We start from the raw sequence: 20,764 nt of genomic DNA, 5'->3' as shown, positions 1-20,764 counted from the left end.
CATGACGCACACCACCTTCACCACCGCCACGCCGCAGGCGCCCGTGGTCGAGCCGCGCACCATCACCTACCCGCTGAAGACGGGCGGGTCCCTCACGGCCACCTGCCCCGCCTGGTGCACCACCGACCACACCGACGACGTCACGCGCGGCATCAACCCGGCTGACCTGCTGCACCAGGGCGACACCGTCGGCCTCGACTACGACGGGGAGGGAATCGACGGCAGCATCCTCGTGGGCCGGATCCAGCAGTGGCCGTTCTGCGACGGCCCCGACGCCGGCCCCGCTGTCGAGTTCACCCCGGAGGGCAGCAACGGGGTCTGTCTGGTCCTGCGGAACCGGCTGGAGCTCGACGACGAGATCCGCCGGGTGCGCGCCCACCTGCACGCCCTGGTCGAGCTGGGCGACCAGCTCGCTGAGGCGCAGGCCGACGAGCACGCCCGCCAGAGGGGAGACCTCAAGAGGGGGCGGGTGTCGTTGTCCCGCGTCGACATCGCGTCGATGCCGGTGGCGTACCTGCTGAAGGCGTTCGGGGTGACGGTCGTCGAGACCGACACGGTGACCGCGGTGGAGCTGCACGGCGAGCCCGGGGCGATGGAGCTCCGCGTGCCGTCGGGGTTGGCGCAGCGGGAGCGTGAGGACCAGGCACGTTCGCTGCTCTCCGCCCGCCAGGAGGGCGGCCGTGGCTGACGACAGCATCCGGGGCGGGCAGCATCTGCTGCCCGCCTTCGGGCCCACCGAGACGTTCGACGGTGACGCCGGCACTCCCGAGGTCGTCGTGCACGTCGCCTACGCGCTCACCCGCGAGCAGCTGCTCACCGCCCTGTCGATCGGGTTCACGGAGGTCGACCCGGCCCGTGACGCCGAGAACCTGACCGTTGAGGAAGTGCGGGTGGAGGTCGAGGGCTGGCTATCCGCGCACGGCATCATCGAGCTCGGCCGCTACCAGGCGCAGGGCCAGCTCACCGCATACCCGCCCGAGGCGCAGCCCACCATGGACGCGCTCGCCGAGGCCATCGACCGGGCGTACCCGGCCCGGCCGCCGGCCGACCGGTGCCCGGCCGCCCATCCGGACGACCCGACGCCGTGTGACGGGCCGCCCGTGGTGACCGTCCTCGACGCGCAGACCGCGGGCGCGGACGGGTGCGAGCACCACGGCGCCCGTCTCCTCGCCTCCCTGGAGGGCGGGCGGGTGTATCCGCTGCCGGACGCGCCGGAGGGTGCGGCGATCCGCGTGTTCCAGGCTGCGGCCAGCATCCGCCCGTTCCCGTGGCTCACGGACGCGCCGCGTACCGAGTCGTCGCAGCGCTCCCACGACGAGAACCGCCGCGGGGGTGAGGACCGGTGACTGGCAACCGCTTGGTGACCATCCCGACCGTCGACCACGGCCTCGTCGCCGTCCCGGAACCCGCGTGGTGTACCGGTCACGGCTGGCAGCCGAACCCGTACCTTGCGGACGTCACCCACAACAGTGCGCGGGTGAGGGCCTCGGCTGCGACCGCCGCTTACGGCCTGGTCGAGGTGATGCGTGCCCGTATCACCCACGCCCCTTACGCGGTGCTGCAGCCCGAGCCTCACCCGCTCGTGTCCGTGCGCCTGGACGTCGCCCTCGACCTCGATCCCGCGGACGCCCTGAAGGTCGTGCAGGGTCTGCGGGTGGCGGCTCTGCGGCTGGAGAAGGTGGCGGCCGAGGCCGCACGGCTGCGGGGTGAGCGGCTGTGAAGAAGAAGTGGCCGATCCCGCGCCCCACCGAGAACGCCGCCCTGCGCGCCTTGGACCTGGCCGAGCGGCCCGTCCGCCGCCACGTCGCACACGTTCCCGCCCTGATGGCCGCCCTGGTCGACGCTGTCGCCCAGAAGGACCGGGAGGGCATCTGCCTCAGCTCGCACCGTGTGGTGCGGGCCGCTGCCCCGGAGGTGGGCGCACCATGATCCGAAACGACCCCGCCCGTGCCCTGGCCGTCACCGCCGGCGCCGTCATCATCGCCCTCACTGCCGCCGCGTTCTGGCTGTCCTACGCACACCTCGCCGAGGTCGCCCTGGCCCACGGCATGGAGGACAAAGAGATCCGCGCGTGGGCATGGCCAGCCACCCTCGATCTGTTCATCGTGGCGGGCGAGCTGCTCATGCTCCGCGCCGCCCTCGCGGGCCGTGTCGACGGGTGGGCGATCGGCCTGACCATCGTCGGATCCGGCGGATCCATCGCGCTGAACGTGGCCGGCGTCGGCGTGGATGCCGGGCTGTTGGAGTACACCGTCGCCGCGGTGCCGCCCACGGCCGCCCTGCTGGCGTTCGGCGCCCTCATGCGGCAGATCCACCAGGCCCTCGCCGGACACGCCGAGTCGCCCGTCGAGGCCGCCCCGGTCGTCGAAATGGAGCGTGTACCCGACGCCGTACCCGAGACGTACCTGGAGATCGCGGCGCCTGTACCTGGGATCCCGGAGGCCGTACCTGCGGGCGTGGCGCTGCTCCCGACATTCGACTGCCCCGGAGAGCTGCGCCGCGCCCTGCGGCCCGAAGCCCCGGAGCCCGTACTCGCCGCCGCGCCGCCCCGTACCCGCGCCGAGGTACACGCCGAGTACGTACCCGAGGAGACGGAAGCGGCCGACGAGTCCGACGAGCCGGAGGCCGCTGACGACGGGTTCGGCAACCCGCTGAGCGCGGTCGGGTACGGGCTGGCCGCCGAGCAGTTCAAGGGCCAGCTGCTCGACGGGAACCTGCCGTCCATCCGCGACATCAAGAACCGGCTGAGGGTGGGCCAGACCCGCGCCAAGGAGATTCAGGACGCGTTCCGTACCGCGCTCCCGCAGCTGACGGGTACGGGGGTGTCGTCGTGAGGTGTCTTCTGCTCGGTGTACTTCTGGGCGTACTCGTGGTGTACCCGGCGCTGTTGTCGCTGGTCGTGGGCCTTGCCGCGGCTGTGGCGTCCAAGCCCGTCGTGGTCGCGTTCGCTCTCGGTCTGGCCGTCCGCCCGCACCTGCGCCGGCCGAAGGGGTGGACGTCGTGAACGAGCCCGTACAGCGGCCGCACGTCGGCTACGACCTGAACGGCCAGCCCGTGTACGGGGCGTGGCCGGTCCAGCCGTCGCAGGTTACCCGATCGGTTAACCTCGCCGACCTGCGACAACAGCCCCCGTTGCAGCCGATCAAGGCGCATCCGTGGGGCGCGTACCTGGTCGGCGGGTGCCTCGGCCTGGCCGCCCTGATCGTCGTCGCGTTCGTGATCGTCGCGATCCTCGTCGGCTTCTCCATCGCCCTGTCAGTCCTGGCCATCACCGTGGTGTCCCTCGTGATCTGCCTGCTCATCCTGCGCGACGTGTGGCGCAGCACCCGCAAGGAGAACTGACCATGCCCGAGCCGAAGCTGACGTTCACGGAGAAGGTCGCCATCGTCCGCCTAGAGATGAAGGGCCTGAAACGGGCCGCCGCCGGCATCACCGACCAGCCCGACATCGACGCCGGCATCCAGCGCATCAAGGACCGGGCCCGTAAGCGGGCCGCCAACGGCAAGTAAGTACGCCACGGGGCGGCCGTACCCGCCTAGGTACACCGGCCGCCCCGTGTCCCGGACCGCCCAACAGAACGACCGGAGGACACAGCATGACGGATCTTCACGTACCCGCCAAAGAGGAGGACACGGGTACACCGGTACCTGACGTACCCGAACCGTCGGGTACACCGAGTAAGCCCGTACCCGTCGACAACCCGAACCTGCCCGCGCCCGGAGTACGCGCCGAGAGGCGCAAGCCGATCCTGCCCCCGTGGCTCAAGGACCGGACCGAGTTCGCAGTCACCGCGAAGCACACCGCCACCCGCCTCGGGTACGCCTCCCTCTATCACGGGGTACGCCTGCCCTGGTACGGCACACAGTTGGCCGTGATGTCTCCGCGGGGAGCCTGCCGCTTCGTCACCGAGACGAACCGCTGGCTGTGGGACCGCGAGGCCGCGCCCCTGCGGGACTACACCGTGCGCACCGAGGACGTCGAGGAGTACATGCGCCTCGCCCGCCTGCGCGGCAACCGCGTCCGCCTGCGCGGCCTGGTCACCGTCATCGCTGCCGTGTTCGGTCTCGGCTTCGCCCTGTGGCTGTACGTCATGGCCCCGGACTTCCTGTGGGCGTTCGCGGCCGGCGGTGTCCTCACCCTCGGCTACTTCGGCCAGGAGCCGGACGCGCCCGTCATCGGCCCGGCCGTGATGCGCACCGAGCTGCAGAAGCTCACCGGCACGATCGTGCTGCGTGCCCTCGACTCCATCGGCAACCCGAAGATCTCCGCGGCCGTGAAGAACTGGAGCAACACCGAGCAGCACGGCATGAAGTACATCGGCGAGATCTGCCGGGACGGCCCCGGCTACCGCGCTGAACTGGACCTTCCCTTCGGTGTCACCCCCGACGACGTCATCGAGAAGCGGGAAGCCCTCGCCTCCGGCCTGCGCCGCAAGGTCGGTTGCGTGTGGCCGTCCGGCGACCCCGACGGCCCGGACGGGCACGAGGGGCGGATGGTCCTCTGGGTGGGCGACCGGCCGATGAACGAGACGACGAAGCCGGCGTGGCCACTGCTGAAGAACGGGCAGGTCGACCTGTTCAAGCCCGTCGTCTTCGGCAACGACTACCGCATGTCGTCCGTGACCGTGACCCTGATGTTCGCGGCCATCGTCATCGGCTCCATCCCCAGGATGGGGAAAACCTTCCTGCTCCGCCTGTTCCTGCTGATCGCCGCACTCGACCCGCGGGCCGCCCTGTACGCCTTCGACTTCAAGGGCACCGGCGACCTCGGCGCCCTCGAACCGGTCTGCCACCGCTACCGGGCCGGCGACGAGGACGAAGACGTCGTGTACGTCCTGCACGCCCTGAGGGAGATCAAAGAGGAACTGCGGCGCCGGGCGAAGGTGATCCGGTCCCTGCCGCGGTCCATCTGCCCCGAGTCCAAGGTGACGCCCGCCCTGGCCAGCGACAAGAAATACGGGCTGCACCCGATCGTCGTCGGCCTCGACGAGTGCCAAGTCCCCTTCGAGCACGAGAAGTATGGCGCCGAGCTGGAGTCCATCTGCACGGACATCACCAAGCGGGGGCCCGCCCTGGGCATCGTCGGCCTGTTCGCCACGCAGCGGCCGGACGCGAAGTCGCTGCCCCCGGGTATCTCGGCGAACGCCGTGCTGCGGTTCTGCCTGAAGGTGATGAACCACCAGGCCAACGACATGGTGTTGGGCACCGGCGCCTACAAGTCCGGTATCCGCGCCACCATGTTCAGCCGCCGTGACCTCGGCATCTGCTGGATGTCCGGCGAGGGCGACGACCCGCGCATCGTGTCCTCCGCGTTCATCGACGCCCCGGCCGCCGAGCAAGTCGTTACCCGCGCCCGGGAGATGCGCGAGGCCTACGGCAACATCACCGGCCACGCCATCGGTGAAGGCCCCGCCGAGACGGCCGGCATGGACCTGCTCGGCGACATCCTCAAGTGCGTCGGTGCTGACGAAGAGCAGGTATGGAACGAGCGCATCGCCGCCCACCTCGCCGAGCTGCGGCCCGACGTGTACGACGGGTGGACGGGCGAGAACGTCACCGCCGCACTGAAGCCGTGGGGCATCAAAACGGGCCAGGTGTGGGGCACCACCGACGAGGGCGAGGGCAAGAACCGGCGCGGCATCAAGCGCGCGGACGTCGTCGCCGCCATCACGCGCCGTGACGCCGACAGGGCCGCCGCCTAGCCCGATCACCGCTGCTAGACCTAGCACCCGCACCTGCTAGGTCTAGCACCCCAGCTAGCAGCCCAAAGCCCCTGTGATCAGCGATCTAGCGTCTAGCAGGGGCGCCCCCGGGAAACGGGAAACACCCACTTCAGCAGGAGGAGACACCCCATGTGGCTTGCTATGGCAGCCGCCTTCACCGCCTGGCTCGGCGGTTACGCAGTGTTGTGTGCCGTGAAGCCGTTCGCCCCATGCCGCCGCTGCCGCGGCCTCGGTGAAATCGAGCGCTTCGGCAAGCCCCGCATGTGCCCGCGCTGCCACAACCACCGGCTGCGGCTGCGTGTTGGCCGGCGCGTCCACAACGCGTGGCGCCGCACCCATGCCGCGGGCACCCGCCCCATGCCGGAGAGGACGACGCGTTGACCACTGTTTGGGAGTCGCCTGCGGAGACGCTCGGCGACCACATCCACCGCCTGGCCGCCATCGAGGCCGACGCGGACAGCGTCGAGGTGTGGCAGCCGTTGTTCATCCCGGGCCTGCTGCAGGCGTTCGGGTACGCCGCGGCAGCGATCCACGCCACCACCCCGGCCCTGCCGCTCGAGGCTGTCGCGGCGCGCGCGGAGAAACGCAGCAGGCGCATCGACGAACTCGGCCAGGCCGGGGGGCGCCGCATCGGTGTCGTCGTTGACGAGTCGGCCCTGTACCGGCCCGTGGGCGGTCTTGGGGCGCTCGTCGACCAGTTGGAGCACCTGCTCGCCCTGGCGGCGCTGCAGCCGTCCCTGAGCGTGCAGGTCTTGCCGCAGGGCGGCGACGCCCACCCGGGGCTCGCCGGCCCGTTCACCCTCTACCGGGCGGGCGGCCGTAGGGCCGTGTTCACGGAGTCGCTGACGAACTCGGTGATCTCCACCCGTCCGGATGATGTTGCCGCTCACGTCACGGCGTGGGAACGGCTGTGCGGCCTAGCGTTGCCGCCGGATAAGTCACTTGATCTGATCGACAACGTGCGGGAGGTGCTGTGTCGGAGACTGAAGACGGGCCGCTGAGATGGGCGAAGTCCACGTACACCGACAGCGGGAGCTGTGTGGAGTGGGCGCGGCCCAAGACGGGCGTCCTGGTACGGGACTCCAAGCGGCCCGCTGGCGCCCGTGTACGGCTCGCTGAGCCCGCGTGGCAAGGCTTCGTCGACTGGGTGAAGCAGCCTTAGCCGGGGGTCGAGTGCGTCACTGTGCGGCTGGCTGGGCATCCTCGCTGAGTCCGTGCCACAACTCGGGGAGGGGACAGCGTGACCGAAGACCAGGAAATCCGCGCCGCCGCGATACAGGCCGCCGCGGCGCTGTACGGGCAACTGGCAGGCGGCACGCACGGCGCCAGCGATAACCCTGCGACTGTCAGCGCAGCGGCAGACAGGACCGAGGCGCTTGCTGCGCGGTTCGCCCGCTACATCAAGGGCGACCCCAATGCGCGCACTCCGACAAGCTGGCTCCGCGGCCAGTAGCAAGACCACCAAGGCCCCCTGCACGGTCATCACGACCGCCGCGGGGGGCCTCTCTGATGTCCGGGGTCAGTCGTCGAGGGGTTCGGCCATGTGGGCTTTCGCGATGGCGTCGATACGGCGGGCGAGATCAAAGTCCGCCTCGGTCAGCTTGTGCCCGGCGTCGTGCGTCGTGATCCCGAACCGCACCCGGCCCCACCGCAGATCAATGTCGGCGTGATGGCTGATGAGCCGCTCGACGTCCGCAACGTGCACGATCATCGCCACCCCGCCGTGATACCGGATCCCGAACGTGCGGGTGATCTCGTCACCCTCCCGCCGCCACCCCGGCACGGACTGCAGAGCAGCTTGGATCTCGTCCTCGGTCAGCGGCACCGGCACGTCTGCCACGCTCAGCTCCCCTCGATCGCGGGCGCCAGAACCTCCGTCAGGTCCCGGCCGACCGGGGCATCCTGCCACGGCTGCATCGCTCGCTGAAGGGTCACCAGCTCCCGCCGCATCCGCGCGGATCGCGTCTCGACGGCGATGTCTGCCACGCTGCGGGCAATCTCCAAAGCGTGGTCCGGCTCGCCCGCGCCGGCCGCCGCGGTGGCATGCCGCGCGAGGTACACGCCGCGGTCGCGGCGCGCGGTTTCGGGGACGACGTCGAGGACCTGCGACCACAGAGAGACGGCTTCCGTGCCGAGGCCGAGCCGCCCGTAGCAGGTGGCGCGCTGCACCTCGAGGTAGCCGGGCGTCCGCCGGCACGCGTTGCCCCACGGCAGGTCGTCGTCGACGCGGGCGAGCAGCCCGTCCGCCTGGTCGATGAGCCGGTCCACGGCGGTGCGATCACCGGTGAGGCTCGCGCCGTGCGCCTGCTGCTGCATGGCCATGATCCGCACCTTCGGCACCAGTCGCCGCTCGTCGTCGAGGGCGGCCTCACACAGGTCGATGACCGCGTGCCCGTCGCCGAGGTCGGTACGGACCTGCGCCTGATTGACCAGGCTGTACCCGATCAGGTGGGGGTCCCGGGAACGCATCGCGATCTCCTGCGTGACCCCGCGCCAGAACGCCGCGCCGTCCATGTCGCCGGCGTCCTGGTACAGCCAGCCGACCAGCGCCGCATACGCGGCTCCCATGCGGAGCAGGCCGCGGCGGGTCTCGCCCTTCGCGGAGCGGACCAGCTTGTCGATGAGCTGGTACTGCGCGGACACGGTGCCGATCAAATCGTGCGGGCCGAGGAACATGTCCGCCCGATAGTGCCCTTCCAACTGGGTCTGAAAGTAGTCGATCAGGGCGGGGTCGACGTGCTGCGGTGCAACCGGGCCGGCGACCAGCGCCGCGGCGGTGACGGACACGAACGCACGACGCTTCACATCTGCCTCTTCATGGTGCTCGGGCCGGATCCAGCCGGGCGGGGTGGTGAATCCGAGATCTTCCGGCCAGCGGCCGAGCGCGTCGTGGAGAACGATCGCGGTTTCCTCGGCCGGCCAGCCGGGCCGCTCGCCCTCCCAGCGTCGCCAGGTGCGCGCGGACACGGTGAACTGGCGGTCGTCGAGGAGCGCTTGCCCGTGCTCGGTGAGCCGCTGTGCGGCCTGCTCGACAGTCCGCCAGCCGACCCGCAGCCTCGCCGCCCTCAACGCGTCGTTGCGGCCCATACGGTCAGTCTGAGGTGTCATCACGCCCGTTCCCGGCCATGGCCGCAACGTGGCCACGGATGGCCACGGCATGACCTAGTTGCCCCTTGCCGTGCTCACCCATCATCGCCGCATGGCTACAGGACGTGCACGGATCGCGACAGAAGAGACCCTCGCGGGGAACGGCGAACTTCCGCTCGACGTGGGGACGATGCGCACAAGCGCCCGCCGTCTGCTCGCCGAGGACGCCGAGGTGCCCGCCTTCGAGGAGCTGGAGACGCTCATCCTCCAGCTGCGCGGTCACATCATGGTGGCCATCCCTGAGGTCGAGGCCGCCACCGAGAAGCTGCCCGTGGAGGACGTGCCGCGGGCCTGCGCGATCACCTGCATCCGCGAGGCCCGCATGCGGATGGCGTACCAGCCCGGCCACGGCCTGCCCGCAGGTATCGCCCACGCGCAGCAGCTCGCCCGATCCGTGAACGCCCTGTGTGACCACCTGGAGAACCTGAGCGGCGGACACGCCTAACCAGACTCCCGCCCGTCCCTGTACCCCTGTGAGGGGGCGGGCGGGTCACGCCCTCGCCAGAGGGCAACCGTCCACACGAGGAGGAAGAACGTGACCATCGCGTTAGAACGTCCCGTGGGCACCACCAACCCGATCACCCTGCTCGACCCCCAAGTAGCTGACCGGCTCACCCGCCGGGTCACCAGCGACCACCCGGAGATCAGCGAGGCGACCGCACGCCGCATCGTCGGCCAGGCCGCCGCGTTCATCGCAGCGTCCGGGCGGCAACCTGACCAGGCCCTCGCGCCGAGTGAGCTGGTCGACTACGGCTGGCACGCGTTCGTCCTGCACACCGTCGACTACGCCGTCTTCTGCGAGCGAGTCGTGGGCCGGTTCGTCCACCACGTCCCGACCGACGACGACGAGCAGATGCCAGGCGGTGCGGCAGCTGCGATCGAGCGGACCGTGTCCGCGATCCGGGCGGCCGGGTACGCAGTAGACGACGAACTCTGGCCGAACGTGGCCGACTGCACCCAGTGCCACGCCGGATGCACGAACAGTCCGAAGAGCGCCTGACAGCACAGCACCACCTGTACGACACTCCAGCCGTCCGGTCTCACACCGGGCGGCTGGCCCTATGAGCGGAGAACCTGTGACCGACACCCGCACCGCCTGGGACACCTACGCCACCCAGCGGCCCGACCGCAGGCCGGTGAACGCCCGCGGCGAGACCACGTGGTTCAACTGGACCCAGTACGCCGACCACGGCCCCGGCGCCGAACTTCTCGCCCTGCCCGACCGCGGGCGCGTCCTCGATCTCGGGTGCGGCAGGGGCGGAAATGCGGCGCACCTTGCGACGCTCGGCATGACCGCCGTCGGCGTCGACGTCTCGCCCGCGCAGCTGCGCGCGGCCAGGGAACGGTGGGGTGATCTGCCGGGGCTGGTGCTGCACCAGGCCGACGCCGTGGAGTTCCTGCGCCGGACGGACGACGAGTATGACGCCGTGTTCTCGGTGTACGGGGCGCTGTGGTTCACCGATCCGGACGTGCTCCTGCCCGTGGTCCGGGAACGGCTGCGGCCCGGCGGCGCGCTCGTCTTCTCGCAGCGGCCGGCTGTCGAGGGCTGCTACGGATGCCAGGCCTCGTACATTCCCCGCGGCGAGGATGAGGACCCGCTCGTGGTGAAGCGCTGGGACTTTGAGCCGGACGTGTGGGAGAGCCTGCTGAAAGAGCACGGCTTCACCGACGTGCAAGCGGAAGTGCTGGCCGCGCCTCCGGGGCGGCGGAAGGTCGGAACGCTGATCGTGCAGGCCCGCGCGTAACTCAATGCCTCTACCACCACCGATAGAGGCCCCGCCCGCCCTGTGACTCCCTCGGAGCGGCGGGCGGGGCCTGGTTGCGCTTACCTGCGGGCGGATGCGGCAGCGGCTGTGACGAGCGCAGCTGCGGCGGTGATCCAGTCGGGGCTCAGCCCGGCGCACACTGTCACAATCACAATGATCGTCACAGTGATCACGACGTCATGCCACTCGTTCGCGCCGTGTGCGGGCCCCTCCTCGGGGTAACCCACACAGAGAGGTACGGTCACGTGCTTCTCCTTCCAGGTTCGCCTGGGAACGGGCCCTCGGGGCAGGACGGTTGGGAAGCCGGAATGCCTGCACCGGGGGCCTCTGTGTATTGCTGGATCCCCTACCCCGCATGAACGCCGGTTTTCGGAAATCCGGGCTGGCCGGAGAGGCACAGGGGGCGCACACGAGCACGGGTCTCCCCTGTCGGACGGATTCATACGCCGCGCCCCTGCCGGACACCCGAAGCGCCCGTGACGCCCCGGTACGGCAACGCCAGTGACAGCCGGGACTCTCAGCTGCTCCTGTCGAGCCGTGGCGGCCAGCCCGGTTCGGGGATCTGCTCGGAGACGAAGTTCAGCAGCCGCCACCCGGCGCCCTCGTCGTAGCGCATGAGCAGCGGCACCGACATGTAGGTCTCGCCTGGCTGGATCACGCCGCCGGCCGGAACCGGCAGCAGGCGGACGAGCATCACGTCCGGGGCCACGAAGTCGGGGTTCACTTTCACGCCCCACGTCTCCCGGTCAACGGGCAGAGTCGCGTCCTGTTTGATCTGGGTGCGGGCAAAGGGCTGCCACAGGTCGTGGTCGACGTCGTCCGCGGTGAACGCCTCGACGACCTCGTCGGGGTCGTACCCGTCGGCGCGGGCCTGGTCGATGAGCGGCATCAGCCATGCCTGAGCCCAGCAGCGGCGCAGTGTCGGATGCACGGCCCGCCAGGCGGCCCGCATGTCTCGGTCCACCCAGTAGGCGCCGGCGAACGCCCACGCGGCTTGCATGACGGGTGCCTGCGCCGCGAGAACCGCGGCCTCGTCTTCCTGCTCAGGATCCATCCGCTGATTGTCTCCTTACCGGTCGCGCGCCCGGTTCCACTTGCGGAGGGCCTCGTTGATGTCTGAAGCCATCTCGTTGGCGAACCGCCGCCGTTCCGAGGGGCTCGGCATGGTGAGACTCTGCACGGTCATGTTGACGGTCACGCCCGCGCTGGCCGGGCTGCCGCCGTACACCAGATGCTCGAACGCGGCGTTCTGCTGCGGGGTGAGGATCCGCTCCGGCTGGCGCGTGCCGTTCACGACCATCGTCGCGCCCTTGGCCAGCAGCCCGCCCGTGTCGAACTTCGCCGCAGGCGCGAACCCCCAACGGGACGTGAACAGGCCGTCCTTGTAGGAGCGGGCACCCTTCCCGACGATGACGCCGTCACCACCCCGGGACTCGACGTTCACCCCGCCGATCGTGCCCGCCGTGTGACCAACCCCGGCATTCGTGATGCCGATCATGAAGGGGGAGTTCAGGTTGCGGACCCAGCCGCCGGGCCCCCGGTTCCCGGAGAACGCCCCGGTCGCCCACCGCCGGTGCGGACGCTCCCCGCGGATCACCGACTCGATCGCAGACAGGAACCCCGAACAGTCCCATGACGGATTGCCGTTACCACCCCACTGATACGGGAGCCCGTTCTGCGTCCGCGCCCACGACAGCGCCTTCTGCACCCCCGGCCCGCCTACCGCCTTCTTGTCCTCCTTCGTGAACCACGACAGCATCCCGTCCACCGCGCGGTTGCTCAGCCCGCGGAGCAGGCTGCCGATGCCGGACTGCGGAATCCGGTTGATCAGCGGCCGCACCAGGGACACGAGGGCCTTCTGAGCGGCCGACTTCAGCCCGCCGACAACCAGGTCTTTCGCCCAGCCGAACCCCGAGGACACCGCGCCGCCGATGTTCTTGCCGATGTCCGTGATCGTGCCGACGATGCCGCCCTCGGCGAACCCCTGCCGCGCCTGGTGGCGGCGCTGCTCCTGCTGCGGTGTCGGGTTGCCACCCGTGCGCGTCGGACGGTCCTTGCCCAGCATCGCGTCGATCGCCCGGTACCCGCCGAGCCGGTCGACCTCGGTGTTCGACAGCACCCGCTCACCCGGCGCCAGCATCGCCGGCACCGTGTCCCGGTTTGAGCGCCGCCCCGGAACCACACCGCCCTGATTGAACCCGAGCTTGATCGCCGGAAGCGTGATCTTCGAGTTGATCTTCCCGGCAATGCTGTTCCACATCCGGCGGATACCCGAGTTGTAGACCGTGCCGACCACGAACCGGACCGGTGCGGCGATCTTCGACTTCACGCCGTTCCAGATCGTCCCCAGCGAATCCCGCAGGTTGGTGAACGCGTTCCGCATCGACGTGCGGAAGGTGCTGATCCGGTCCCGGATCGTGTTGAAGATCGAGGTGATCTTGTCGCGGGCGCCGTTCCACAGGTTGTTCCAGGTGTTGGAGACGGACGTTCGGAGGCTGGACACGCTGTTGCGGACGGACGTCCAGGCGCCGGAGATGGAGTTGCGGAAGCCGTTCCAGAAGCTGTTCCACCGGTCCCGGACACCGGTCCACAGGTTCGACCACGTCTTCACCACCCAGTCCTTGAGCTGGGTGAAGATTCGCTTCGTGCCCGTCCACAGCGACGTGAACCAGCGGATGATCCCGTTGACGAGATCCGGGATGATGCTGTTCCCGACCAGCCGGTTGTACATCTGCTGGAACTTGTCGACGATCCACTTGACGGCCTGGGTGACCTTGTCGACGAACTTCGTGATCCCGCCGATGGCGGTGTTGATCGCCGGTACAAGATCAGTGATCGCAGTCGTCAACATGCCGGTGAACAGCCCCGCGAGACGGATGACCAGCGGCAGCAGCGGAGTGATAACTCCCATGGCCAGTTTCAGCAGGGACACCGTGAGCTGCGCCAGCGGAGGCATGAGCGGCACCAGCGCCTGCATGATCTGCGGGAACATCGGCGCGAGCGCAGCGAACAGCTGCCCGAACATGCCGATGGCCGGGATCAGCGCGTTGATGACCGGCACCAGCCCGGTCACAAGAGCGCCGATAAGCGTCTTGAGGTTCGCCCCCACCACTGTGATCACCGGGGCGAGTGCCTTCACGATGACCGCGATCAGGTTCCCGATCGGCTGCAACAACGGCATGATCATGTCGACGAGGCCGACCAGCACGGTGCCGATCTCATCGACCACGGGCAGCAGCGCCTCGATGATCGGCATCAGCGCGGCACCGAGAGTCTCGGCGAGCCGCACGAGGACCGGCGCGAACTTCTGCGCCAACTCGGACACCACCGGCGCAAGCGCGGCCAGCAGCGGCAACACGGCCTGGATGACCGCGCCGAAGGTGACCGCGATCAGCTTCCCAATGTCCGCGAGCGCCTTGAAGATCGACGTGAGCGCCGCCTGAACCTCGGGCATCGCCGTGATCCGGCGGAGCTCTTTGAACACGGCGCCGAGCCCGCCGAGCGCATCCCCGCCCGCCTTCGCGGCGGCACCCATGATGTTGCCGAGCGTGCCGAAGATGTCCCCGATCAGCTTCCCGAACTGCACAGCAATGTCGAGGGCCTGGTCGATGACCTTCTCCAAGCGCCCCGACTCGAAGGCCTTGTTCAGCTTCTCGCTGAGCCGGTCCGCGATCCCGCCGGCCGCGGTCGTGATCCGCTTGAACGCCGGGGCGGCGGCAATGCTGAGCTTTACGAACGCTTCGCCCATCTGCCCGGGGATCCGCTCCAGGGGGCGCATGCCCTCGGTGAACCCGGAGAACATCCGCTTCAGCAGGCCCTGATTCGCGAGGCGAGTGAAGGTGTCCATCAGGCCGGTGCCCATCCGGTTCAGGACCCCGGCCATGCCGACCAGGCCCGTGCGCAGCGCGGGCAGGGACGCGGTGGCCATCCGCGTGAACGAGGCGCCCATGCCGCGGAACAGGCGGTCCTGTACCTCCATCCGCAGCGCGGAGAACGCCGGCCCCATGGCGCGCACAGCACCTACGAAGCTGCGTGCGTTCGGCGACAGCTTCGCCATCGCCTCCGCGTACTTGTTCGTCTGCGCCGCGCCCTGCGTCTGGGCCGCGTTCACGGCCCGCTGCGCGTCCGCCAGGGCTTCCTGCGCGGAACGAACCTGCCGGGACGCGGCAACCTGCGCGTCGGCCACACCCTGCTGCGCCTGGGCAAGCCGCTCCTGCGCGTCCCGGACCGCTTCGGCGCCTTCCTTCGCGGTGTTCGCGGCCTCGGCCTGCGCATCCCGCACGGCTTGGGCGCGGTCGGCGACGTTGCGCTGCGCATCGGCCACCCGGTCGTGCGCGTCCCGCACGGTGTCGGAGCCTTCAACGCCGGCCTTGTTCGCGGCCGCGGTTTCCTCGGTGAGCCGCTCCGTCTCCAGCCGCTGCTCGGCCAGCCGCTGCACGGCGCGGTCGTAGGCCAACTGTGCTCGAGCGAGGTCGCCTGCGTTCGCGGCGGCGCCCTTGGCCTTGAGCGTGGCCAGTTCCTTCTCCGCCTCGGCGACGTCGAGGACAGCGTCCCGCTGGTCCAGCTCCGCACTCTTGAGCCGGTTGTTGAGGTCCTCGAGCTGGTCGGCGGCCGTCTTCCGCGCCTCGTTCAAATCCTCCTGCGCCCGGGTTGCGTCCTCCTGCGCGTCGGCCAAGTCGCGCTCGGCGTCGGCGACCCGGCGCAGCGCGGCCTTGCGGTCCGCAGCGGCCTGCACTTCGGCGTCGCGGACGTCCTCGGCGGAGTCCTTGACGCGCTGCTGAGCGTCGGCGATCTGCCGGGCCGCATCCACCTCCGCTTCCCGCAGAGAGCGGGCGGCACGCGCGACGTTGATGCGCGCGGACTCCACCGCGCGGGCCGTGGCGGCAACGGAGGCGCCGGTCTGGGTGCTGGAGGCGGACGCGGCCTTGAAGGCGTCACCGACACCGCGCATGCCGACGGCGAGCGTCGCGCCGAGTGTGGCCAGCGAGCCAAGCGCGGGGATTGCTACGGCAGCCGCCGGCCCCATCTGTGCGACTGATGCGCCGAGGCTGGCGACGGCGGGCAGTGCGGTGAGGGCGGCGCCGGCGAGGGCGGCGAACCGGGAGCCGAGCATGCCGACGCTTCCGGCCGCGCCGCCGACGCTGGACAGCAGGCTGATCGCGGACCGGTCGACGTTCATCCGCACGTCGACGGTGCGGTCGCGGGTGAGCGTGGCGATCCGTGCGGCAGCGGCCGTCACGTCGGCGTTCGCCTGCACCGTCATCGTGCGGCGGCGTGTCAGGTTCGCGATGTCGTCCGCAGCAACCCGGGTGTCGACATCGACACCGATCCGGACCCGGCGGCGGTTGGTCAGGTTGCGGATCTCATCCGCGGCAACCCGGGTGTCCGCGGTCGCCAGGATGCGGACCATGCGGTCCTGCGTGAGGCGGTCGAGTTGGGTTTGTACGCGGCGCATGGACGTCTGCGTCAGCTCGGCGTCGATGCCCGCTTTGATGACGATCCGGCCCTGCTGGCGGGCGAACTCCCGCAGCTTCGCCAGGGCGGTGGAGTCGTCGATGTCGAGGGTGATGGTTGCGGTGTTCTTCTTCGACCGCAGCCGCTGCATGGCCCGGTCGTAACCCGACTCATCCGCGGTGACCTCGACGAAACCCTCGGCGATGCGGAAGGCGCCGGCCATCAGGCGGCCTCGTTCAGGTCGTCGAGGAGCAGCGACTCGAGGGGAAGCGCCAGGGCGTCGGCTGCGGCGGCGGCAACGGCGAGGGAGGGCTGCATGCGGCCCGTCTCGATGCCGTACACGCACCAGGTGGTGCGGCCGATGCGGGCGGCGAGCTCGGCGGCGGACAGGCCGGCGAGGCGGCGCTGATCGCGCATGCGTGGACCGTTGAAGAGGACAGCCACTGAGCGGCTCCCAGGTAGCGGCGTGAAGGTGCGTGCCCTACCTGGGCGATCTGGTGAGCGTCCTGCTCGAGCCTGCGGGCGTCCCGCCCGCCGTGCCTGTGGGTCTCCGACCCGTGCCTGCCGACCGTGTCCGGCTATGTGGAGTGTAGATCCAAAACTCGGGGTGTGGCCATAGATGTGAAGGCGGCACTAGGGATAACGCCTTTGATTCGTTACCCGTGGGGGTTGTGATGGTGATGATCCGGGAGCGGCGCATACCGCCGCAGGGACTCGGCAGCATGCTGCGCCAGGCCCGGGAACGCGCCGGGCTGTCTCAGTCGGCGCTCGCCGCGGCGGCCGGCGTGCGGCGGCCCTACGTCAGCAAGCTGGAGGACTCGGCACGCTGCCCGTCCCTGCTCGTTGCGAACGCTCTGTGCGCGGCCCTGGCGCTCGACGGGGACGAGGCGGCCCTGCTCCTCGGTTGCGCAGTCGACGACGCTGGACGCAGCCATCCGTGGCGTGTGGGCTGAAAGTCCGCTTCGGGCAGAGCGGCGTGCCCCGATGGCGTAGCAAGAATCGCGACCCGAGATCGGCCACGGGCAGACTCGGTTCATGTTCCAAGCAAACGTGGTCCGTGTGTTCATTGCATCGCCTGGCGATGTATTGCTGGCGCGCAAAGCCGTCAGGGAGGCCATTCACCACTGGAACGTCGTTCACTCCGCGCGCCGGAAGGTCGTCATGCTCCCTGTCGGCTGGGAGACCAACGCGGGGCCGGATTCACGTGCCGACACACAGGATGTGATCGACAGGCAGTTGCTCAACGACTGTGACGTTCTCGTCGGCCTGTTCCACACGCGGATCGGGAGGTCGACCAAGGACTCGGTCTCGGGGACGGTTCACGAGATCGACAAGTTTCGTGATGCAGGGAAAAGGGCGGCGATCTATTTCTGCAGCAAAGATGTTCCGCAGCCTCAGCTCAGTAGCGCCCGGCAAGTGGCTAGATTCCGCGAGCAATTGCAGCGCAAAGATCGAAGGCTTACCGGATCCTTTTCGACGCCTGCGTCACTGAAGCCGAGGATGGATCTACTCCTTAACCAGGTTGCGGATGAACATCAGCCGTAGCTCCGCGTTACCCGGGTGCGGCGCGCGCCTGCTACAGCCCCATGACGGGGTTGTCCTCCCATGGATCACCCTCGTCGTAGTAGCGGGCCAGGGACGGCGAGTTGTCCGCCCATCCGCCCTGCCGCGCGGTGCGAACCATCGTTGCGCCGCCACGCACGGCCGCAGTGGCGAACCCGCGGCGCAGTGAATGGCCGCGCCAGCGACCCGTTAGCCCGGCCGCGTCTGCCAGGCGCTCGATGACGTCCGAGGCGGCGTCGGGGGTGAGCCGACCGGACGGGTCACCGATCGGCTTGCCGTGCCGCATCATCGGCGGGGCGATCCGGCCGTGCCGGTCGATGCGGACGAACAGGGGGCCCTCGGTTCGGCCCGCCTCCCGCATGGCGGTGATCAGGCTGCGGAGGGCGCGCACGGGGCAGGTTGCCGGGTTCTTGCCGTAGGGCACTGCCGTGTCGGTGAACGCCTTCATCTTCACCCGGTAAATCTGCACCATGAAGCCCTCGTCGCACTCGACGGGGCTGTCAATGTCGAGGCCGACGAGTTCCGAGGACCGCGTCGCTCCGGCGTAGCCGAGCAGCAGCATGGCGGCGTCACGCTTGCCGATGAGAGTGCCCCGGTCGAGCACTGCCAGCATCTTCTGCAAGGCAGGCGGCAGCGCAGCCTCGGCTCGCCTCTGCCGTCCGCCGGGCTTCTTGTCAATGGCCAGCCGGTGCTTGTACCCGGCGATGACCGTGCGAGCGCCCTTTGTCTCCGGCTTCGGCAGGCTGAGTTCGGCGTGCATGGTCGTAATGGCGGACAGCATCCGCTCGAGGGAGCTCGGCGCCGACGGGCGACCGGTGCGCGGGCGCGGGGTGAGCGTCAGGTGCGTGACGTACTCGACGAGCAGGTTCTGCGTCGCGGGCAGCGGCTGCTCGCCACGCTCGGCGCACCACGCGAGGTACGCCTTGCGGTCCTCGGCGTAGGCCCGGCGGGTGGAGTCAGCACGGCCGGCGGCGAGCGCATCCTGAGCCTCCGGCGACAACTGCCAGACAGTGGGCGCGGCTGACTCCTCTCGCCTCTCAATGTCAGTCACGAACTCCCCCTCGATACAGGCCCGCTCTCGCTCCAGAGAATAAAGATTATCAGGAGCCAGAAAGGATCCCTAGGGACCCAGACTCTCGGGAGTGTGGAGTGCCGCCATCAACCCATAGCGAACTTCGGCCGCGGGGCTGGCTCGAGCTTCACGGCAGTCCCGTAGACCGCATACCGGACATGCCCCTGGGTGTACCTCCCGGAGGAGTCGGGGTAGCAGATCTCGGTAACGGCTACGCGGACACCGACGACCGCGTCCGCCTTCTGCCGGGTCGCCTCCTGCTCGAGAGCGTGCAGCGCGCCTTCAACTGCGCCGGTCGTCGACACCGACACGAGCCAGGCCGTCTTGATGGGCTTGGCGTCCCTATCGGGGATCGCGTCAGTCGTGTACATATCCATGACCCCAGCGTGAGGGCCGCGCCGCCGGGCCGCCACCGCAGGTCACCCATACGGCCGACCGGTGCCGCCGCGGCAGCTACGCTCCCCACATGGAGCAGCGAGAGGTCACGCAGCGGGTGATTGCCGTCCTGACGGAGGCCATGGAGAGACGGCGGCTCATTCGAGACGACGCCGAGGACGAAACTCCGGAGTCGTCGGAGGACGTCATCGGTCAGCTCCTCACCGAGATGATGCCCACGCTTGAGATCCCGGCGGAATCAACGGCGCATGACGTAGCGGCACTCGTGGCCCGAGAACTCCCTCCCGCTATCGAACGGATGGCGGCGGCCTTCGCCATGGCCTTCGTGACCCTCGCCGAAAGTCACGACCGCGGCGACAAGGTGTCATCCGCCGATGTTCTTCGCGCCCTGTCTCTCGACGCCGAGGTGGAGGACTAGCGTCCGCGCTCGCGCCTACTGGCTCCGGGCATGCCGGCGCCCGGCCACCGTGCGGTTGCGGCCGGGCGCTCGGGCGGGATGGTCAGGCGGCGTCCGGGCCGTCGTTCGTGTAGCCCATCCGCTCGAGGATGCGCCGCTCGAACGCCGTCCTCGGCCGCCGCGCACCCCGCTGCACGGCCGCCACATCCTCCGCAGCCGGATCCACACCCCGCGCCCGATCAACCGCCACACGCGCCCACGCAGACCCCGAACGGCCCACCGGCTCCGCCCCCTCGGCCGCCTGGTCGCCCGCCGCCCTAGCGGCCAACCGCTCCGCCCACGTTTCATCGGCCACGACGGGCCTCCCTTCGTCCGATCTCCAACGCCTGGTCCTGCAACGCCTCGAGGGTGGTCGCCCCCGGCTTCCTGCGGAGCCGCGCCGGCGGAACAGCACGCCCCTCCGCCACAGCCAGCAGACCCTGCCCCCGCAACCCGCCGAGCTCCTGCTCGTACACCTCACGGAACGCCGGGTCATTACGGCGCCATGCCCGAACCGTCCCGGCCGTGACCCCGCACCACTGGCCAACCCAGTCGGCAGACTTGCCCTGAGCGAGCCAGCGCGCACCCTCAGCCTTCTTCTCCGCACTGACCTTCACCATCGCCCAGCCCTCCCTCAGTCGACGCTGTCGGGCACGAAGCCGCGGGCGTCGTTGATGTACCCGCGGGCCATGCCGATCGCCTGCTTCACCGGCGCCTCGTTGGCGCGCCGGGTGTCCGTGTGGATGACGGGCCTTCCGGGCGTCACCGAGTGGAAGAGCGCGGCGGCCTGGCTGGCTTCGGCGAGCTCGTCGAGGGCGGCCTGCAGGTGGCCGCTGGCTCGTTCGATGCAGCCGTTGAACGCGGCGTTCGCCGAGTCCTTGATGGCTGTCGAGGAGGCGGCGCCGAGTGCGGCGAAGTCCGTCATGGCTTGGTCGGCGGCGGCGCGGGCCGTCTCGACTCGGGTGTTGGCGTCGTGCCAGGCGTCGCCGTGGACCCCGCCCAGGGCGCGTTCGGCGTCGGCGAGGTCGCTGCGGGATTTGGCGAGGTGCTCGAACGCGGCTCGCACGTCGGCGGGCAGGTGCGTCGGTACGAGGTTGATGTTCAGGGCGGGTGAGCCTGCGCGGATGATTCCGATGTTGAGGGTGGTCGCGGTCATGGCTGGTCCTTTCGGTGGTGGGCGCCTGTCTACGGGCGGCCCTGTTTGTGTT

The 20,764-nt window shown here is 69.7% G+C and carries 28 protein-coding genes; 18 read left to right on the top strand and 10 right to left on the bottom strand.

Going from position 1 to position 20,764, the window contains the following annotated elements:
- Window position 1: 1 nt before the first annotated feature.
- The 12 genes from EF387_RS34395 to EF387_RS34345 all read left to right on the top strand — a co-directional run bounded on the left by EF387_RS34395 (window position 2) and on the right by EF387_RS34345 (window position 7,175).
- Window positions 2-688 carry a DUF6907 domain-containing protein gene (locus EF387_RS34395; RefSeq protein WP_128380510.1) on the top strand — a complete coding sequence of 229 codons (687 nt, stop codon included), beginning with the start codon at window positions 2-4 and terminating at the stop codon, window positions 686-688.
- Window positions 681-1,346, top strand: a complete 666-nt coding sequence (locus EF387_RS48720) for a hypothetical protein (RefSeq protein ID WP_238431852.1) — start codon at window positions 681-683, stop codon at window positions 1,344-1,346. The genes EF387_RS34395 and EF387_RS48720 overlap by 8 nt, the downstream gene beginning before the upstream one ends.
- The gene (locus tag EF387_RS34385; RefSeq protein WP_128380509.1) at window positions 1,343-1,720 is read left to right on the top strand and encodes a DUF6907 domain-containing protein; all 378 of its coding nucleotides are present in this window, start codon (window positions 1,343-1,345) and stop codon (window positions 1,718-1,720) included. The genes EF387_RS48720 and EF387_RS34385 overlap by 4 nt, the downstream gene beginning before the upstream one ends.
- A complete protein-coding gene (locus tag EF387_RS34380) occupies window positions 1,717-1,929 on the top strand; it encodes a hypothetical protein (RefSeq protein WP_128380508.1) in 213 nt (70 codons plus the stop codon). Before EF387_RS34385 ends, EF387_RS34380 begins: the two co-directional genes overlap by 4 nt.
- Window positions 1,926-2,834: a DUF2637 domain-containing protein gene (locus EF387_RS34375; RefSeq protein ID WP_128380507.1), complete on the top strand. Its 909-nt coding sequence runs from the start codon at window positions 1,926-1,928 to the stop codon at window positions 2,832-2,834. Before EF387_RS34380 ends, EF387_RS34375 begins: the two co-directional genes overlap by 4 nt.
- Complete coding sequence (locus tag EF387_RS47610) at window positions 2,831-3,004, top strand: hypothetical protein (protein WP_202918452.1); 174 nt, start codon at window positions 2,831-2,833, stop codon at window positions 3,002-3,004. Before EF387_RS34375 ends, EF387_RS47610 begins: the two co-directional genes overlap by 4 nt.
- Window positions 3,001-3,342, top strand: a complete 342-nt coding sequence (locus EF387_RS34370; protein ID WP_128380506.1) for a hypothetical protein — start codon at window positions 3,001-3,003, stop codon at window positions 3,340-3,342. Before EF387_RS47610 ends, EF387_RS34370 begins: the two co-directional genes overlap by 4 nt.
- Before the next feature lie 2 nt (window positions 3,343-3,344).
- Entirely contained in the window at window positions 3,345-3,509 is a 165-nt protein-coding gene (locus EF387_RS46815) for a DUF6257 family protein (RefSeq protein ID WP_155589798.1), read from the top strand.
- Between the two features lie 86 nt (window positions 3,510-3,595).
- The gene (locus EF387_RS34365) at window positions 3,596-5,701 is read left to right on the top strand and encodes a cell division protein FtsK (RefSeq protein ID WP_128380505.1); all 2,106 of its coding nucleotides are present in this window, start codon (window positions 3,596-3,598) and stop codon (window positions 5,699-5,701) included.
- Window positions 5,702-6,099: 398 nt separating this feature from the next.
- Complete coding sequence (locus tag EF387_RS34355; protein ID WP_128380503.1) at window positions 6,100-6,723, top strand: DUF5753 domain-containing protein; 624 nt, start codon at window positions 6,100-6,102, stop codon at window positions 6,721-6,723.
- A complete protein-coding gene (locus EF387_RS34350) occupies window positions 6,696-6,884 on the top strand; it encodes a DUF397 domain-containing protein (protein WP_338058142.1) in 189 nt (62 codons plus the stop codon). Before EF387_RS34355 ends, EF387_RS34350 begins: the two co-directional genes overlap by 28 nt.
- Window positions 6,885-6,962: 78 nt before the next feature.
- Window positions 6,963-7,175 carry a hypothetical protein gene (locus EF387_RS34345; RefSeq protein ID WP_128380502.1) on the top strand — a complete coding sequence of 71 codons (213 nt, stop codon included), beginning with the start codon at window positions 6,963-6,965 and terminating at the stop codon, window positions 7,173-7,175.
- 66 nt (window positions 7,176-7,241) lie between these two features.
- Here the strand turns inward: EF387_RS34345 and EF387_RS34340 are convergent, their stop codons facing one another.
- The gene (locus tag EF387_RS34340; protein WP_202918451.1) at window positions 7,242-7,562 is read right to left on the bottom strand and encodes a 4a-hydroxytetrahydrobiopterin dehydratase; all 321 of its coding nucleotides are present in this window, start codon (window positions 7,560-7,562) and stop codon (window positions 7,242-7,244) included.
- A gap of 2 nt (window positions 7,563-7,564) precedes the next feature.
- Complete coding sequence (locus tag EF387_RS34335) at window positions 7,565-8,809, bottom strand: NsdA family TPR-like regulatory protein (RefSeq protein ID WP_128380501.1); 1,245 nt, start codon at window positions 8,807-8,809, stop codon at window positions 7,565-7,567.
- Between the two features lie 112 nt (window positions 8,810-8,921).
- Here EF387_RS34335 and EF387_RS34330 point away from each other — a divergent pair, with 112 nt between their 5' ends.
- From EF387_RS34330 to EF387_RS34320, 3 genes are all read left to right on the top strand, one after another.
- A complete protein-coding gene (locus EF387_RS34330) occupies window positions 8,922-9,314 on the top strand; it encodes a DUF6415 family natural product biosynthesis protein (protein ID WP_128380500.1) in 393 nt (130 codons plus the stop codon).
- Window positions 9,315-9,404: 90 nt separating this feature from the next.
- Window positions 9,405-9,869: a glycine-rich domain-containing protein gene (locus EF387_RS34325; RefSeq protein ID WP_202918450.1), complete on the top strand. Its 465-nt coding sequence runs from the start codon at window positions 9,405-9,407 to the stop codon at window positions 9,867-9,869.
- Between the two features lie 76 nt (window positions 9,870-9,945).
- Complete coding sequence (locus EF387_RS34320; protein ID WP_128380499.1) at window positions 9,946-10,614, top strand: class I SAM-dependent methyltransferase; 669 nt, start codon at window positions 9,946-9,948, stop codon at window positions 10,612-10,614.
- Between the two features lie 538 nt (window positions 10,615-11,152).
- Here the strand turns inward: EF387_RS34320 and EF387_RS34310 are convergent.
- The 3 genes from EF387_RS34310 to EF387_RS34300 are packed head-to-tail and all read right to left on the bottom strand — an operon-like array spanning window position 11,153 to window position 16,506.
- A complete protein-coding gene (locus EF387_RS34310; protein ID WP_128380497.1) occupies window positions 11,153-11,689 on the bottom strand; it encodes a hypothetical protein in 537 nt (178 codons plus the stop codon).
- 15 nt (window positions 11,690-11,704) lie between these two features.
- Window positions 11,705-16,312 carry a hypothetical protein gene (locus EF387_RS34305; protein WP_128380496.1) on the bottom strand — a complete coding sequence of 1,536 codons (4,608 nt, stop codon included), beginning with the start codon at window positions 16,310-16,312 and terminating at the stop codon, window positions 11,705-11,707.
- Entirely contained in the window at window positions 16,312-16,506 is a 195-nt protein-coding gene (locus tag EF387_RS34300) for a helix-turn-helix domain-containing protein (RefSeq protein WP_238431851.1), read from the bottom strand. Before EF387_RS34300 ends, EF387_RS34305 begins: the two co-directional genes overlap by 1 nt.
- A 245-nt stretch (window positions 16,507-16,751) precedes the next feature.
- Between EF387_RS34300 and EF387_RS34295 the strand changes: the two genes are divergently transcribed.
- On the top strand, window positions 16,752-17,042 hold the full coding sequence (locus tag EF387_RS34295; RefSeq protein ID WP_238431850.1) for a helix-turn-helix domain-containing protein: 291 nt from the start codon (window positions 16,752-16,754) through the stop codon (window positions 17,040-17,042).
- Window positions 17,043-17,124: 82 nt separating this feature from the next.
- Window positions 17,125-17,634, top strand: coding sequence for a DUF4062 domain-containing protein (locus EF387_RS34290; RefSeq protein WP_128380494.1), 510 nt, complete (start codon window positions 17,125-17,127; stop codon window positions 17,632-17,634).
- 31 nt (window positions 17,635-17,665) lie between these two features.
- Here EF387_RS34290 and EF387_RS34285 read toward each other — a convergent pair whose 3' ends face one another.
- Window positions 17,666-18,703: a tyrosine-type recombinase/integrase gene (locus tag EF387_RS34285; protein ID WP_128380493.1), complete on the bottom strand. Its 1,038-nt coding sequence runs from the start codon at window positions 18,701-18,703 to the stop codon at window positions 17,666-17,668.
- 107 nt (window positions 18,704-18,810) lie between these two features.
- On the bottom strand, window positions 18,811-19,101 hold the full coding sequence (locus EF387_RS34280) for a heavy metal-binding domain-containing protein (RefSeq protein WP_128380492.1): 291 nt from the start codon (window positions 19,099-19,101) through the stop codon (window positions 18,811-18,813).
- A gap of 89 nt (window positions 19,102-19,190) precedes the next feature.
- Here EF387_RS34280 and EF387_RS34275 point away from each other — a divergent pair, with 89 nt between their 5' ends.
- Entirely contained in the window at window positions 19,191-19,538 is a 348-nt protein-coding gene (locus EF387_RS34275; protein ID WP_128380491.1) for a hypothetical protein, read from the top strand.
- A gap of 82 nt (window positions 19,539-19,620) precedes the next feature.
- On the opposite strand, the gene EF387_RS46810 is transcribed toward EF387_RS34275, so the two are convergent.
- From EF387_RS46810 to EF387_RS34260, 3 genes are read right to left on the bottom strand one after another with little or no spacing between them, the layout of a single operon-like run.
- Window positions 19,621-19,872 carry a hypothetical protein gene (locus tag EF387_RS46810; RefSeq protein WP_155589797.1) on the bottom strand — a complete coding sequence of 84 codons (252 nt, stop codon included), beginning with the start codon at window positions 19,870-19,872 and terminating at the stop codon, window positions 19,621-19,623.
- Window positions 19,862-20,176, bottom strand: coding sequence for a hypothetical protein (locus tag EF387_RS34265; protein ID WP_128380489.1), 315 nt, complete (start codon window positions 20,174-20,176; stop codon window positions 19,862-19,864). Before EF387_RS34265 ends, EF387_RS46810 begins: the two co-directional genes overlap by 11 nt.
- A 14-nt stretch (window positions 20,177-20,190) precedes the next feature.
- Complete coding sequence (locus EF387_RS34260) at window positions 20,191-20,712, bottom strand: hypothetical protein (RefSeq protein ID WP_128380488.1); 522 nt, start codon at window positions 20,710-20,712, stop codon at window positions 20,191-20,193.
- Window positions 20,713-20,764 lie beyond the last annotated feature (52 nt).

The organism is Streptomyces cavernae (genome assembly GCF_004023625.1).
GTDB lineage: Bacteria > Actinomycetota > Actinomycetes > Streptomycetales > Streptomycetaceae > Streptomyces > Streptomyces cavernae.
Note: the sequence above shows the minus strand (reverse complement) of the source record. Positions and strands in the feature narration are given on the sequence as shown.

Bases quoted from the DNA above. Each gene is read 5' to 3' on its own strand.
- EF387_RS34330 (WP_128380500.1), top strand. From the start codon at position 8,922: ATGGCTACAGGACGTGCACGGATCGCGACAGAAGAGACCCTCGCGGGG.
- EF387_RS34290 (WP_128380494.1), top strand. From the start codon at position 17,125: ATGTTCCAAGCAAACGTGGTCCGTGTGTTCATTGCATCGCCTGGCGAT.
- EF387_RS34310 (WP_128380497.1), bottom strand. From the start codon at position 11,689: ATGGATCCTGAGCAGGAAGACGAGGCCGCGGTTCTCGCGGCGCAGGCA.
- EF387_RS34375 (WP_128380507.1), top strand. From the start codon at position 1,926: ATGATCCGAAACGACCCCGCCCGTGCCCTGGCCGTCACCGCCGGCGCC.
- EF387_RS34365 (WP_128380505.1), top strand. From the start codon at position 3,596: ATGACGGATCTTCACGTACCCGCCAAAGAGGAGGACACGGGTACACCG.
- EF387_RS34305 (WP_128380496.1), bottom strand. From the start codon at position 16,312: ATGGCCGGCGCCTTCCGCATCGCCGAGGGTTTCGTCGAGGTCACCGCG.
- EF387_RS34260 (WP_128380488.1), bottom strand. From the start codon at position 20,712: ATGACCGCGACCACCCTCAACATCGGAATCATCCGCGCAGGCTCACCC.
- EF387_RS34280 (WP_128380492.1), bottom strand. From the start codon at position 19,101: ATGGATATGTACACGACTGACGCGATCCCCGATAGGGACGCCAAGCCC.
- EF387_RS34395 (WP_128380510.1), top strand. From the start codon at position 2: ATGACGCACACCACCTTCACCACCGCCACGCCGCAGGCGCCCGTGGTC.
- EF387_RS34335 (WP_128380501.1), bottom strand. From the start codon at position 8,809: ATGGGCCGCAACGACGCGTTGAGGGCGGCGAGGCTGCGGGTCGGCTGG.
- EF387_RS46815 (WP_155589798.1), top strand. From the start codon at position 3,345: ATGCCCGAGCCGAAGCTGACGTTCACGGAGAAGGTCGCCATCGTCCGC.
- EF387_RS34265 (WP_128380489.1), bottom strand. From the start codon at position 20,176: ATGGTGAAGGTCAGTGCGGAGAAGAAGGCTGAGGGTGCGCGCTGGCTC.
- EF387_RS34300 (WP_238431851.1), bottom strand. From the start codon at position 16,506: ATGCGCGATCAGCGCCGCCTCGCCGGCCTGTCCGCCGCCGAGCTCGCC.
- EF387_RS34275 (WP_128380491.1), top strand. From the start codon at position 19,191: ATGGAGCAGCGAGAGGTCACGCAGCGGGTGATTGCCGTCCTGACGGAG.